This window comes from Collimonas antrihumi, from assembly GCF_018304965.1.
Taxonomy (GTDB): Bacteria; Pseudomonadota; Gammaproteobacteria; order Burkholderiales; family Burkholderiaceae_D; genus Collimonas; species Collimonas antrihumi.
In genome coordinates this window covers 1-13,630 of record NZ_JAGQED010000016.1, presented here as the reverse complement: position 1 = coordinate 13,630, position 13,630 = coordinate 1, and the positions used below count along the sequence as shown (strand labels likewise).

At 53.5% G+C, this 13,630-nt stretch carries 10 protein-coding genes and 1 pseudogene; all 11 read left to right on the top strand.

The window, feature by feature from the left end:
• The first annotated feature begins 339 nt into the window (after positions 1-339).
• Positions 340-3,033, top strand: a complete 2,694-nt coding sequence (gene tssH, locus KHU29_RS14160) for a type VI secretion system ATPase TssH (protein ID WP_211453433.1) — start codon at positions 340-342, stop codon at positions 3,031-3,033.
• A gap of 50 nt (positions 3,034-3,083) precedes the next feature.
• Positions 3,084-3,611: a type VI secretion system contractile sheath small subunit gene (gene tssB / locus KHU29_RS14155; protein ID WP_211453432.1), complete on the top strand. Its 528-nt coding sequence runs from the start codon at positions 3,084-3,086 to the stop codon at positions 3,609-3,611.
• A gap of 15 nt (positions 3,612-3,626) precedes the next feature.
• Complete coding sequence (tssC, locus tag KHU29_RS14150; RefSeq protein WP_211453431.1) at positions 3,627-5,138, top strand: type VI secretion system contractile sheath large subunit; 1,512 nt, start codon at positions 3,627-3,629, stop codon at positions 5,136-5,138.
• A 71-nt stretch (positions 5,139-5,209) separates the two neighbouring features.
• Entirely contained in the window at positions 5,210-5,815 is a 606-nt protein-coding gene (locus KHU29_RS14145; protein ID WP_211453430.1) for a peptidoglycan recognition protein family protein, read from the top strand.
• The gene (locus KHU29_RS14140) at positions 5,809-6,282 is read left to right on the top strand and encodes a hypothetical protein (protein WP_211453429.1); all 474 of its coding nucleotides are present in this window, start codon (positions 5,809-5,811) and stop codon (positions 6,280-6,282) included. Before KHU29_RS14145 ends, KHU29_RS14140 begins: the two co-directional genes overlap by 7 nt.
• A 110-nt stretch (positions 6,283-6,392) precedes the next feature.
• Positions 6,393-6,875 carry an Hcp family type VI secretion system effector gene (locus tag KHU29_RS14135; RefSeq protein WP_211453428.1) on the top strand — a complete coding sequence of 161 codons (483 nt, stop codon included), beginning with the start codon at positions 6,393-6,395 and terminating at the stop codon, positions 6,873-6,875.
• A gap of 116 nt (positions 6,876-6,991) precedes the next feature.
• Complete coding sequence (gene tssJ, locus KHU29_RS14130; protein ID WP_211453427.1) at positions 6,992-7,516, top strand: type VI secretion system lipoprotein TssJ; 525 nt, start codon at positions 6,992-6,994, stop codon at positions 7,514-7,516.
• Between the two features lie 14 nt (positions 7,517-7,530).
• Positions 7,531-8,880, top strand: a complete 1,350-nt coding sequence (gene tssK, locus KHU29_RS14125) for a type VI secretion system baseplate subunit TssK (RefSeq protein ID WP_211453426.1) — start codon at positions 7,531-7,533, stop codon at positions 8,878-8,880.
• 9 nt (positions 8,881-8,889) lie between these two features.
• Positions 8,890-9,828 (top strand): hypothetical protein, encoded by a 939-nt coding sequence (locus tag KHU29_RS14120; protein WP_211453425.1) that lies wholly within the window; start codon positions 8,890-8,892, stop codon positions 9,826-9,828.
• A gap of 149 nt (positions 9,829-9,977) precedes the next feature.
• Complete coding sequence (locus tag KHU29_RS14115; protein ID WP_211453424.1) at positions 9,978-12,836, top strand: type VI secretion system Vgr family protein; 2,859 nt, start codon at positions 9,978-9,980, stop codon at positions 12,834-12,836.
• 43 nt (positions 12,837-12,879) lie between these two features.
• Positions 12,880-13,630 (top strand): annotated as a pseudogene (locus KHU29_RS14110) (phospholipase D-like domain-containing protein); the annotation flags it as partial.

Genomic DNA, 13,630 nt, shown 5'->3' with positions numbered 1-13,630 from the left:
GGGACGACAACCGTCTCATCCATCTTTTCTCTTCCTCCTCATAGAGCTGTGATTGCTGTGAGTCGATTGCAATAATCGACCAAGCCGCAGCTATTCCAACATCTCAGCCAGATCCAGGCACGTAGTACAAACTCGAATTTTGCTTTCCAAATGCTGGGGAGCAATCGAGGGCGCTCGCGTCATGACCTGTCAATAGTGACAGGTTTGGCATACAGATCCCCCAGTTTCGGAATTGTCTTACATACAATTTTTTCTGACTGTGAAATTATCCATCGGCTTGTTGCAAATAAGGCAATTCAAGTGTGATGAGAAAAAAAACGCCACAGCAGGAGTCCCACGATGAGTTTTTCCCGTCAAATCCTTTTTGGCAAACTCGATACCACGCTGTTTAAAGCAATCGAATCGGCGACCGCATTTTGCAAGCTGCGTGGCAATCCCCACGTCGAGTTGGTACATTGGCTGAACCAGTTGCATCAACTGCCCGATGGTGACTGGCAACGCATCTTGCGTTACTTCCAAATTGATGCGGCTGCATTGGATCGTGATTTAGCGACAGCGTTAGCAACGCTTCCGGCAGGGGCGACTTCCATTAATGATTTCTCCCATCACATAGAGACGGCCATCGAGCGCGCCTGGGTGATGGCAACCCTGGTTGCCGGCGACAATCGGATTCGCGTCGCATGGCTGCTGCTGGCCCTACTGGAAACGCCCGACTTGCGGCGTGTGCTGCTGAGCGTTTCTCCCGCGTTTGCCAAAATTCCATTAGAAGGTCTTGCCGAGCTTTTACCTGCGGTTGTGCTTGAGTCTCCGGAAAGCCATGAGTCGTCGTACGCCGATTCTGGCCTGCCTGCGGCCATGCCAGGTGAAGCTAGCAGCGCAAAGGCGAACCTCGGATCGGATAAGTCTCGGCTGTCGCAATACTGCACGGACCTGACGGAAAACGCCCGCGCCGGAGGTATCGATCCTGTGATCGGCCGCGAACATGAAATTCGCACCATGGTCGATATCCTGTTACGCAGACGACAAAACAATCCTTTGCTCACAGGCGAGGCCGGTGTCGGTAAGACCGCAGTCGTCGAAGGGTTGGCGCTGGCAATCGCCAGACAGGAAGTGCCACCCGCATTGCGTGAGGCACGTCTGTTGAGCCTGGATGTCGGCGCGCTGTTGGCGGGAGCCAGCATGAAGGGTGAATTCGAGTCGCGCTTGAAGGGCTTGCTTGAAGAAGCTACGCGCTCTCCGGCGCCGATCATTCTGTTCATCGATGAGATCCACACCCTGATCGGCGCTGGCGGGCAGGCCGGCACTGGCGACGCCGCCAATCTGCTGAAACCTGCACTGGCGCGCGGCACACTACGGACCGTTGGCGCCACTACCTGGAGCGAATACAAGCGCCATATTGAAAAAGACCCGGCGCTGACGCGTCGATTCCAGGTATTGCAAGTGATGGAGCCGGAGGAAGTCGCCGCGATCGACATGGTGCGTGGATTAGTCGGTACTTTTACGGAACATCACAAGGTCTGGATCATGGATGAGGCAGTACGTGCCGCCGTCACCTTGTCTCACCGCTACATACCAGCTCGCCAGTTACCGGATAAAGCGATCAGCCTGCTGGATACCGCCTGTGCGCGGGTCGCGATGTCATTGCATGCACCGCCGGCGCGCGTCGAGTTTCTCCGCCAAAGCCTGGCGGCCGCGCAGCTCGAGCATCAATTGATTACCCGTGAGGCCAGCGTTGGTTACGCCAATGTGCAGCGCCTGTCCGAGATTGACGCGCGCATGATCAACCTGGAACAGGAGCTGGCGATGCAGGAAATGCAGTGGAAGCAGGAACTGCAACTTGCGCGACAGATCATCGACAAGCGCAGCGCATTACTTGCCGCGCAAGTTGAGCCTGCCAACCGGGAATGCAACGCATTGTTCGCCAAATTTGCCGAACTAGGTGAATTGGAACAGAAACTCACAACCATCCAGCAGGAAACTCCGCTGATCACAGCGCAAGTCGGTGAAGCCGTGGTCGCTGCCATCGTCTCCGACTGGACCGGAATTCCAGTCGGCCGCATGGTGAAGGATGAGATCAGCGCGGTAATGGACTTGCCGCACGTGCTCGAACAGCGGGTAATCGGTCAGCAGCACGCGCTTGAGGTATTGGGTGAGCGCATTCTGACCGCCAAGGCGCGCCTCATCGATCCCAACAAGCCGGTCGGCGTTTTCCTGCTGGTCGGCCCGTCAGGCGTAGGTAAAACCGAAACGGCGCTGGCGTTGGCCGAAACGTTATATGGCGGCGAACAGAATCTGATCACTGTCAACATGAGCGAATACCAGGAAGCGCATACCGTCTCCACCTTGAAAGGCGCGCCGCCCGGATACGTGGGTTATGGCGAAGGGGGAGTGCTGACCGAGGCCGTGCGCCGGCGCCCGTATAGCGTCGTGCTACTCGACGAAATCGAAAAAGCCCATCCCGATGTCCACGAACTGTTCTACCAGGTCTTCGATAAAGGCTGGATGGAGGACGGCGAGGGCCGCCATATAGATTTCAAGAACACCATTATTTTATTGACCAGCAATACTGGCTCGGATTTGATGTCCACATGGTTCGAAGACGCCGCAACGGTACCCGTTGTCGAGACGCTCGCACAAGTCCTGCAACCGGAATTGCGCAAGGTGTTTCCTGCCGCCTTCCTTGGCCGTCTGGCAGTCGTGCCGTATCTGCCGCTGGATGACACATCTCTTGTTCGCATCGCTCGTCTGCATTTGGATAAAGTGATTGACCGTATGCGTATACAACACGGCATCGTGCTGCAGATCAGCGACGCTGTAGTCGAGCATGTTGTCGCGCAATGCGGTACCTCAGAATCTGGTGCAAGGCAGCTGGTTGGCTTTATCGAACAACGCATTTTGCCAAAGCTGTCACGGCTCTGGCTAATTTCGTTGGAAGAGAACCGCAGCAAAAACCGCAGCATTACCCAGATCCATCTCGACTTTAATCCTCGCCACGCAAAGGAAGGACTCAGCTACCACGTCAGCTATGGCTAAACATCTCCACGCCTCCGCATCACCGTCCACCTTACTTAAAGGGAGTTTTTATGAGCAGCAGCAATAATTCGCAAAAATTCATCGCCCGCAATCGTGCGCCCCGCGTACAGATTGAATACGATGTTGAGATCTACGGCGCCGAAAAGAAAATCGAGCTGCCATTTGTCATGGGCGTATTAGCCGATTTGTCCGGCAATCCGGTGGCGCCGCTGCCGCCTGTCTCAGACCGCAAATTCCTTGAGATCGATATCGACAATTTCGACGAACGCATGAAAGCGATCGCTCCGCGCGCTGCCTTCTCGGTTCCGAATACCTTGTCCGGAGAGGGGCATCTACTGGTCGATATCACCTTCGACAGCATGGATGATTTTTCGCCGGCGGCAGTAGCCAGCAAGGTCGATGCACTGAACCAGCTTCTGCAAGCGCGCACGCAACTGTCGAATCTGCAAACCTATATGGATGGCAAATCCGGTGCGGAAAACCTGGTCAATCAGTTGTTGCAAGATCCCGCCTTGATGCAAGCATTGGCCGCAACTCCCAAGCCGAATGGCGCCGACACTGCAACAAAATCGAATTGATAGAGAAGGAAAATCATGAGCCTCCAAAAAACGGCTGCTGCCGGTTCGGCTTCCAGCCAAGCTGCTACGCAATTCGCCACTCCCGATGAATTCGCCGCATTGCTTGACCGCGAGTTCAAGCCAAAAACCGATCAGGCACGCGACGCAGTCGAATCCGCTGTGCGTACCCTGGCGCAGCAAGCGCTGTCCAACACCCAAACTATCAGCGACGACGCCTATTCCGCGATTGAATCGGTGATTGCCGAGATCGATCGCAAGCTGTCAGAACAAATCAATTTGATTCTGCACAAGGAAGAATTCCAACAATTGGAATCGGCCTGGCGTGGGCTGAGCCATCTGGTCACCAACACTGAAACGGATGAGCAACTAAAAATCCGCGTCATGGATATCTCCAAAGATGAATTGCGTCGCACCATGCGCCGCCACAAAGGCATTGCATGGGATCAAAGCCCGGTATTCAAGCGCGTATACGAAGAAGAATTCGGTCAGCTCGGTGGCGAACCATATGGCTGCCTGGTAGCCGACTACTATTTCGACCACACGCCTCCGGATGTAGAGTTGTTGAGCGCGATAGCCAAGATTTCAGCAGCCGCTCATGCGCCGTTCATCGCTGGCGGCTCGCCATCCGGCCTGCAAATGGAATCATGGCAAGAATTGGCCAACCCGCGCGATCTGGCCAAGATCACGTCGAATCTGGAACATGCCGCCTGGAATTCGCTGCGCGATACCGATGACGCTCGCTACATTGGCCTGGCCATGCCGCGGTTTTTGTCGCGTCTGCCATATGGCGCAAAGACCAATCCGGTTGACGAGTTCAATTTTGAAGAGCAAACCGACGGCGCCGATCACAAGAAGTACATCTGGAGCAATGCGGCATATGCGATGGCCGTCAACATCAACCGCAGTTTCAAGAACTATGGCTGGTGCACGATGATTCGCGGAGTCGAATCCGGTGGCACGGTGGAAAGCTTGCCATGCCATACCTTTCCTACCGACGACGGTGGAATCGACATGAAATGTCCGACAGAAATCGCCATCTCGGATCGTCGTGAAGCCGAACTCGCACGCGCCGGCTACATCCCGCTGGTACACCGCAAGAACACCGACCACGCGACTTTTATCGGTGCGCAATCCATGCAAAAGCCGCAGGAATACCACGATGCCGATGCGACAGCCAACGCCAACCTGTCGGCGCGCCTGCCATACCTGTTCGCCAGTTCACGCTTTGCGCACTACCTGAAGTGCATTGTGCGGGACAAGATCGGCGCCTTCAAAGAGCGTGAAGACATGCAGCGCTGGCTGAACGAATGGATCATGCATTACGTCGATGCCGATCCGGCGAATTCTTCGCAGGAAACCAAGGCCAAGCGCCCGTTGGCGGCGGCTGAAGTGGTGGTTGATGAGATCGAAGGAAATCCTGGTTTCTACAGTGCGAAGTTCTTCCTGCGCCCTCACTTCCAGCTTGAAGGTTTGACTGTTTCGTTGCGGTTGGTCGCGAAACTGCCGTCGATCAAGCAAGCGGCATAACAGAGAGATGCCCGGAGAGAAGTCGAAATGGCTTCTCTCCGATTTCAAAAATATTTCGAAAGAGGCAATTCATGTTGTCGATTGATGGCGAAGGTATGGTGCTGAATCCGCGGATTAAACGTGCGCGGAGTCGGGGCATTGAGCAAAGAGATATGCACGCTATTCACGGGATTATTGTTCACCAGACAGGAGGACCTACCGCACAATCAACTTTCAATAGCTATAAAAATCCGGCTGCCAATGGCGCACATTTTCTGATTGATAAAGACGGAACAATTTATCAGACTGCATCGTTAAAAAAACAAACATACCATGTTGGCCCGTTAAAAGCGCGTTGTGTTTTGGAGAAGCGTTGCACTCCTACAGAAATAAAATTATTGCAGACGCACAATCCAACAGCGGAGGGAAGGCGCGAAATTAAGAAAAAAGTCCCGGAAAGATTTCCATCGAATCGAGATAGCGTTGGTATCGAGATAGTTGGAGAAGCTCTTCCTCGGGGAAATAATATTCCCGACAAAATGAAAGTTTATGAAGCGATCTCTAATGAGCAAAATTCGTCCTTAGCATGGCTCGTATCTGAATTGACATTGACGTTAAAAATTTCTATGCGCGAAATATTTAGACATCCAGATGTGTCTAGAAAGCACGAAACAGAGGCAAGGACAGCGAAATGGTAAGACGTTTATTAATGGGCATTATTCTGCTGGGCGTTGCAGGTGCTGCCTTCAGCGCTGAGCGTTGTACCACAGGAGGGGAGTATGAGCCGTCGCTGTGCCCATTCAAATTGCCAAAGATTGAAAAAATAACGATCACTAGAAACGCAGTAAAGGCGCTGGCAGAAACTGATCCAACGGTCAGTTGTGAAAATTTCCGCGTGAACGAAAAACAAGTGCTGCGGTTTTTTCAGCTGGCGAAAACAACTACTGCCAACGACGCGCATTACAAATTAAATTGGTCACCTTGTTTTGCTGGCGGCGAAATCGTGTTTAGCGATGGGCGTCTTGCCTATTGGAGTGTAGATCAATATCAAGCTGGCTCGCTTGGATTTGATGACAAGGATGAGTCAATCATTCTGTTTTGCCCGCGCTGCAAATTCAAGCCGTTCATGTGGGACGGCGTCACTTGGCCATACCAGGAAAAATGAAACAGAAGCAAGCTCAATAATCCAAGATTTTTAACCGGCAATCGAAACATGAAGTCATCAGGTTTCAATGTCATTTCTGGCAGTACTTTTAATCATAAAAAGGAATTTTCATGGCACAAGATATCTTTATAAAAATCGCAGGCATCGATGGTGAATCAGGTGACGACAAACACAAGAACGAAATTGAAGTAAACAATTGGAGTTGGAAAATAAGGCAAGACGCCAACATGCATTCCGGCAGTGGCGGCGGCGCCGGTAAAGCAACGGTGGAAGATCTTGAATTCGAACACTTCGTTGATCGTTCCAGCCCTAACCTGATGAAATATTGCCTGAGCGGCAAGCACATCGACACGGCGATTCTCGTGGTGCGCAAGGCTGGCGGTAATCCGTTGGAGTATCTGAAGCTGACCATGAGCGATGTCATTGTGACGATGGTGCAGCCTTCCGGCAGCAGTGGCGACGAACGAGTTACCGAGCAGGTGGCCCTGTCATTCGCCAAAGTAAAGCAAGAGTACATGGTGCAAAACGCGCAAGGTGGCAGCGGCGGCGCAGTAACTGCCGGTTACGACATCAAAGCTAACAAAGAAGCGTAATTGTTAATCGTGTAGTACCTCGTTCGGGGTTGAGCAGGCATGTATGCGTGCTCAACCTCAAACATTTGTTTGAAGGCTTCCGTTTCGCCGTGTTTTGACAATGACCAGATAACTCCATGAAATTTCTCCGAACACATTTCAGCCGCTGGCGTCTTGCCGCATCGTTGTGTGCGATATTCGCGGCGATAACAACCGCTCACGCGCAAATCGTCAAAGAACCGACCAAGCTCGGCATCACGATTCACGCCGCCGAGACCGTCAATCCAAACGATCACGGTCAAGCCGCGCCCATCATGGTCCGTATTTATGAATTGAAATCGGATGAAATTTTCAGGCAAGCAGATTTTCTTTCTCTGCAAAATGCCGATAAAGCCACCTTGGGGGCGGACATGCTATTCAAGGACGAATTCATCCTGAGGCCGGGAGAGAGCAAAGCTATCCGCCGAAAATCATACGCCGACACCACAGCGATTGGCGTGCTGGCAGGCTATAGAGACCTGCCCAACGCAACCTGGCGCGAGATATACAAGTTGCCTGAGGCACCGGAGGCAGCCTGGTATCGCAGCTTACTGCCTTCGCTCAAGACCACGCTGGACATAGAGCTGCGGACCAAAGACATCAATATCACCGATACCAAGTAGAAAGCGCGTATTCCATGAGCTGGCACAACAAAGTCATCTGGACCGAAGGTTTATTTCTAAGGCCCCAACTATTCCAACAGCAGGAGCGCTATCTGGAAAATTACGCGCACCAGCGTGCCGCGTCGTCGACCCCGTTTTATTGGGGGTTTCATCGTTATGCGATCGATATCGGTTCGCTGTCGCTTGGCAAGCTTGTCGTCGCCAGCGCCGCAGGTGTATTTACTGACGGCACGCCGTTTCAAATGCCGGCGCAGACGCCGCCGCCACCGCCTTTGACGATTTTGCCCGAGCATATCGATCAGCTGATTTATCTGGCCGTTCCGATTCGTACACCGAATGCGGAGGAAACCACCTTCGACGATGGCGGCGCGGGATCGCTGGCCCGTTATGCCGCGATAGACGCAGAGCTGCGCGATGCCAACTCCATCGGACAAGGTCCCAAGGTGGTACAACTGGCGCAACTGCGCCTGCGCTTGCTACCGGCTAAAGAATTGACCGATGCCTGGATAGGCCTGCCGATCTCCAAGGTAACCGCCTTGCATTCGGACGGCAGCGCCGAACTGGATTTCAATCTGATTCCGCCAGTCACCGGCATCGGCGCCAATCCTTTGCTGGCGAGTTGGGTCACCAAAATCAGCGGCCTCACATATCTGCGTGGCAATACCCTGGCATCGCGTTTGACCGGCGCCGACGGCAAGGCGTCAGACGCTGCGGAAGTCTCCGACTATCTGTTGCTGCAAATTCTGAATCGCTATGAGCCTTTGCTCAATCATTTGCTCACGGTGCAGGAAACATCGCCGGAAACCCTCTACACATTGTTATGTAGCTTCGGTGGCGAATTATCCACCTTCGTTCGTACGGCCACGCGCCGTCCCAAGAAGTGGCCGGTTTACCAGCACATCAATCCATATGTCACCTTCAAGGAGCTGACCGACGATGTGCACGCGATGTTGAACGAGGTGCTGGTACGCAGCGCACAACGAATCGATTTCGAAGTACGTCCGCACGGCATGTATCAGGCGTCGATCGACCCTGCCACGCTGCAAAGCTTCGGCAACGTCGTGCTCGCGGTCGCTGCGCAAATGCCGCCGGATCTGCTGGTCAATCAATTCGCAGCACAAAGCAAGATCGGACCATCCGATCATTTACCTGAAATGATTCGTGCGCACTTGCCTGGCATTAACTTGTCGGCATTGCCGGTGCCGCCGCGGCAGATTCCGTTCAATGCTGGCTTCGTGTACTACGAACTTGGCAATATCGGACCTATGTGGGAACACATTCTTAAACACGGCGGGTTAGCTATGCATCTCGCAGAGGATTTTCCCGGGTTGCGGCTGGAGCTTTGGGGTGTACGGGAAAAATAGGGGGAAACCATGTCAACGCGAAAATTGCCAGCCGAACTGGCCAAAAACATCGCGGATTTGCGTGCCAGGTATCCGATTCGAACAGCGTCGGTTGAGCAACGGCAAAAAAACGGGGTGCGCTTGATTCGAGCTATCGCCAAGCTACGCGGTGGGGTATGCATGGCCACCACCTTTGACGGCACCTTGCAGAAATGTCGGCTGCGCTGCAAGCACGGTCACGAGTGGGAGTGCGGTATCTCGCACTTGTTACGCGGCACATGGTGTCTCATCTGTGCCCCGCAACCGAGGCGTAATACCATGGAAGACATGCAAGCTGCGGCCGAGAAACGCGGTGGGCAGTGTCTGTCGTCAACATACGTGAATGTGCAGACCCATCTGCAATGGCAGTGCGCCGAAGGCCTGGCCTGGTTAGCGACGCCATGCAATATTCTGAACGGGAAATGGTGTCCGAGATGTCGCGGGTTAATGCCGGCGGAGGAGCATCATGCGCTACTCGCAAAGCTGGCAAAGGAACGTGGCGGTCAACTTTTATCGCCAATCTATGTAAATGCTGTGACGCCGCTGTTGTGGTCGTGCGAGCAAGGGCATTTCTGGGAAGCGAACCCCAGTAGCATAAAAATCAACGGGACCTGGTGTCCGACATGCGTCGGTCGATACACAAAAGAGGAGCAATTCGCTCGGCTTACTCAACTGGCAAAGGATCGCGGGGGTGAACTGCTCTCGACGCATTTCCTCAGCGTTGCTCATAAATTAACCTGGCTCTGTCACCGCGGACATTCATGGCAGGCTACCGCCTCCAATGTTAAAAAAGGGACATGGTGTCGGCAATGCACGACTATTGAAAGAAGTGGTTTTAAGGGCGCGCGCAAATATCTGGCGTCATTCCATCATTCGTGCGACATGGCGTCGTCTGCCAAACAAGAGAAGTCAATGGCAACAGACAGTTAACAGACAAAACGTGCGGTATTGATGAGGCAACGGATGCGCATGCCCTGTGCCAGGTTTTGAAATATGTGGTTTGTTGTAAATACGACAATTCTCATCTAAGGATGAGACTAGATGCAAAGACGCTCAACATTGAAGTATGAGAGAAAAAAATGACAACAGTAACCGACAAATTTAGCCACAGCAGAACTCTCGGAATCAACGGGCCAGCAATACCCGAAATGGGCGGCGCACCAGCCTTTGTCGCCACCAGGATCGCCGGACATGAGCGTCTGGATTCCTTATTTGAATACAAAGTCACGATCAAGTCCGATGCATTGTTTTTCCATCCGGCCAATGAGATGGCGGATGCAGATTTTCTTGGAAAAGAAGCCACGGTATCGATACAACTGGAAGGCAGTGGCAGATTTGTCGCCGGCCAACCAGGCCTGTCCGGGATGGGTAACATTGGTGCCGGTTACAGGGAAATAAGCGGCATTGTCAGTGCCGTCCAGCGGTTGCGCTCGGAAAACCGGCATGTCTATTTTGAACTGACGTTGCGGCCATGGCTCGATATGGCCAACCGGATCAGCGATTGCCGGGTATTTCAAAACATGACAGTGATCGATGTGATCGATACGGTGTTGAAAGATTACGGCTATCCGCTGGAAAAGCGTCTCATAGACGATTATCCACCCAGAGATACGATCACGCAGATAAACGAAACGGATTATGCGTTTATCTCCAGGCTTTTACAGACATGGGGCATAGCGTTTCACTTCGAACACAGCGAAAATAAACATCGGATGGTCATCTCCGACAGCATGGCTGCGTACCGGGCCAATCCCAGCGCGGCCTATCAGAATGTGCGTTTTCACTCCACCCAGAGCAAGATCGATGAAGAGTTCATCCACACTTTTTCACCGGTCCAGAAACTGACCTCCGGCAGCTACAGCACCACCGATTATCAGTATACGAGTCCACGCGCAGATCTGCGCAGCAGCGTTAGCGACCCGAGAGCCACAGCCTTAAACGATGGCGAGATCTATGAATGGCACCATGCCAGCAGTGCTGCCGCCCACTTCTCGCAACCCAACGCTGGCACCGGCAATAGCAACGACGCCAAGACAGAAGGTCAGTTTTTAGCGCGCATCAGAATGGAGGAAATACGATGTCACGGCCATCGCGCCCACGGCAAAGGTGCGTTGCGTGGCATGGTTACCGGTCACATATTTACTCTCATCGGGTACCCGCAAGAAGCGGCAAATGTCGATTATTTGATTCTCGGGGCCACTCTTGCGATAGAAGAAATTGCTCAGGAAACGCAAACTCCAGGCGTTGGCCAAAACTACCGCGTCGATGTGGATTTCATGGTTCAACCGCTGCGTGGTGGGCAATACCGCCCGGCATATGTGACACCGGTACCTAAAATGGCTGGCCTGGAATATGCCTTGGTGGTGGGGCCGGACAATACCGACGACAACACCGGTATCCGCGACAAGGCCAACCCCGATATTTGGACCGATAAATACGGTCGCATCAAAATCCAGTTCCCGTGGGATCGCATCGGAAAACGCAACCAGAACAGCTCTTGCTGGGTGCGGGTTGCCACTCCTTGGGCGGGAAATCAGCTGGGTAGTGTTTTCATACCCCGCGTGGGTCAAGAGGTTTTGATCGCCTTCGTCAGCGGTAATCCGGATTTGCCGGTATGCAGCTCAAGCGTGCATAACCAGAATAATTTGTCGCCGTGGCAGTTGCCCAGTCAACAGGCTTTGTCAGGAATTCGTAGCAGAGAGGCGACGCCGGATGGAGGTAATGCTGCGGGTGGACGCAGTAATCACCTGATCTTTGACGATACTGAAGCGAAGATTCAGGCCCAGCTTAAGTCTGATCATCAGCATAGCCAATTGAGTTTGGGATATATCACCCGTATCGAAGATAACCAGGGTCGCAAGGACGAACGCGGTCAAGGCTTCGAATTGCGCTCAGATGGCCACGGTAGCATCCGTTCGGGCAAAGGAATGTTGATTTCCACCGAAGCCCGCGACAAGGCCCGGAACCCTATCTTGGACATGGACGAGACAGTGCAACGGTTGACGCAGGCGAGCGATCAGCATGAAAGTCTCGCCAGTCTGGCGCAACAGAATCAGGCGCAGGAGCCGGACGGCGACCAGAACGATGTTGTCAAGGTAATCAAGGCGCAGAACGATGCGATCAAAGGAAAGGGCGACGGCAGCGGGGAAACCGGTTTCCCGGAGCTGGCAGAGCCACATCTAGTGCTTGCCAGTCCGGCAGGCATCGAAACAAGCACGCCGCAATCGACGCACATGGCCAGCGGCGAACATATTGCGCTGACCAGCGGTCAGCATTTGAGTTTTTCGGTCGGCCGGCGATTAATGGCCAGCGCCAAGAACGGGATCCGGTTGTTTTGCTACAACGCAGGCATGAAATTGATCGCCGCCGCCGGTGATATCGATATCAAGGCCCTGAAGGACAGCATCAACGTGCTGGCGAAACTGAACATCACGCACACTGCCAGTCGCATCACGATCACCGCCAAGGAAGAGGTGTTGATTAATGGCGGCGGTAGCTATACCAGTTGGCAGGCCAAGGGCGTTGAGACAGGAACAAATGGTAACTGGGCGGTCCACTCGGCCAGCAAAAACCTGACCGGGCCGGCGAATTTGTCCACACCGACATTGCCGGATCCAGTGCGAGGGCCGGAGCAAATGGTGTTTAACCTGAATACCCTGGCCGGACTGCAGCACAGTACGCCAGAACCGTACGAACTGTATCGCGATGGGGTGCTGATTGAGCGCGGGATAACCGATGTATGGGGACGCGTTGTCGTCAAAGATCACATTCGGAGCAGCCACTACGATGTGAAGCTGAGCGAGGGAAGTCAAATCACCTTGCCGGTTAATGAAGAAAACAGCGAACAACAACAGCAACTGTCGAATCAAGGGCTCCGCGATTTGGGGGACGAAACGAGCGGGTTGATATCGCAAGTCCGGAAAAAAGCAAGCTCCTGAGTAGAGCACTATTTGCCGTCAGTCATTTGAGGAAAGCAGACTTATGCCGCCAGACATCAATAAATTATTACGTACCGGGACCTTTCATATTGATGAATTGTCCCGCGAAGCCAACGTCAGCAAGCAATGGCTGCTGGAGAATAGCAACGTCGCTGGCGATCACCCGATCTCGGCCGATAATCATCTGGAATTTTTCATCTGTGGGTCGAATGCATTTCCAAAGATCGTCAAAGACATTGAAGCTGCGCAAAAGAGCGTTGACCTGATTTGCTGGGGTTTCGATCCTGGCATGGAGATTGGCGAGCGGCAGGGCGGCAAGTGGCCGCGCGGATTGACCTACGGCGATCTGTTGTCCCGGGTTGCGGCCAAAGGAATTACTGTCCGGTTATTGGTCTGGTATCCGGCCGGCATAGGCAAGCGTCTCGGGTTGATGGCCAATAACCTGCCGGGGTATACGAACAGGGATGCGCTCCAGCGGGTTGTGACGGCCTTCGCGGATAAAAAGAATCCGGATCTTGCCAATTACTACGCGGCGTTCCATCAGACACCTGATCGCGCCAGATACTGCCTGGATTGGTGGAAAAAGGCCATGGCGGGACAGTTTCCCAATTTGCACATACGGCATCGTTGTCCAGGCGCGCAAGACGTTGGGCGCCATTTGCAAGGAGAGACCGCTGGTTTTACGCCGACGGAAATTGGCGGGTTGAAGGAGGTGGCTACGCATCATCAAAAGCCGATCCTGATCGATTTCGATCTTCCCGGTCCCCAATCGGTTGGTTACGTGATGGGCTTGA

Coding starts and splice junctions, on each gene's coding strand:
- tssJ (WP_211453427.1), top strand. CDS start 6,992: ATGAAATTTCTCCGAACACATTTCAGCCGCTGGCGTCTTGCCGCATCG.
- tssC (WP_211453431.1), top strand. CDS start 3,627: ATGAGCCTCCAAAAAACGGCTGCTGCCGGTTCGGCTTCCAGCCAAGCT.
- KHU29_RS14115 (WP_211453424.1), top strand. CDS start 9,978: ATGACAACAGTAACCGACAAATTTAGCCACAGCAGAACTCTCGGAATC.
- KHU29_RS14145 (WP_211453430.1), top strand. CDS start 5,210: ATGTTGTCGATTGATGGCGAAGGTATGGTGCTGAATCCGCGGATTAAA.
- tssK (WP_211453426.1), top strand. CDS start 7,531: ATGAGCTGGCACAACAAAGTCATCTGGACCGAAGGTTTATTTCTAAGG.
- tssH (WP_211453433.1), top strand. CDS start 340: ATGAGTTTTTCCCGTCAAATCCTTTTTGGCAAACTCGATACCACGCTG.
- KHU29_RS14140 (WP_211453429.1), top strand. CDS start 5,809: ATGGTAAGACGTTTATTAATGGGCATTATTCTGCTGGGCGTTGCAGGT.
- tssB (WP_211453432.1), top strand. CDS start 3,084: ATGAGCAGCAGCAATAATTCGCAAAAATTCATCGCCCGCAATCGTGCG.
- KHU29_RS14120 (WP_211453425.1), top strand. CDS start 8,890: ATGTCAACGCGAAAATTGCCAGCCGAACTGGCCAAAAACATCGCGGAT.
- KHU29_RS14135 (WP_211453428.1), top strand. CDS start 6,393: ATGGCACAAGATATCTTTATAAAAATCGCAGGCATCGATGGTGAATCA.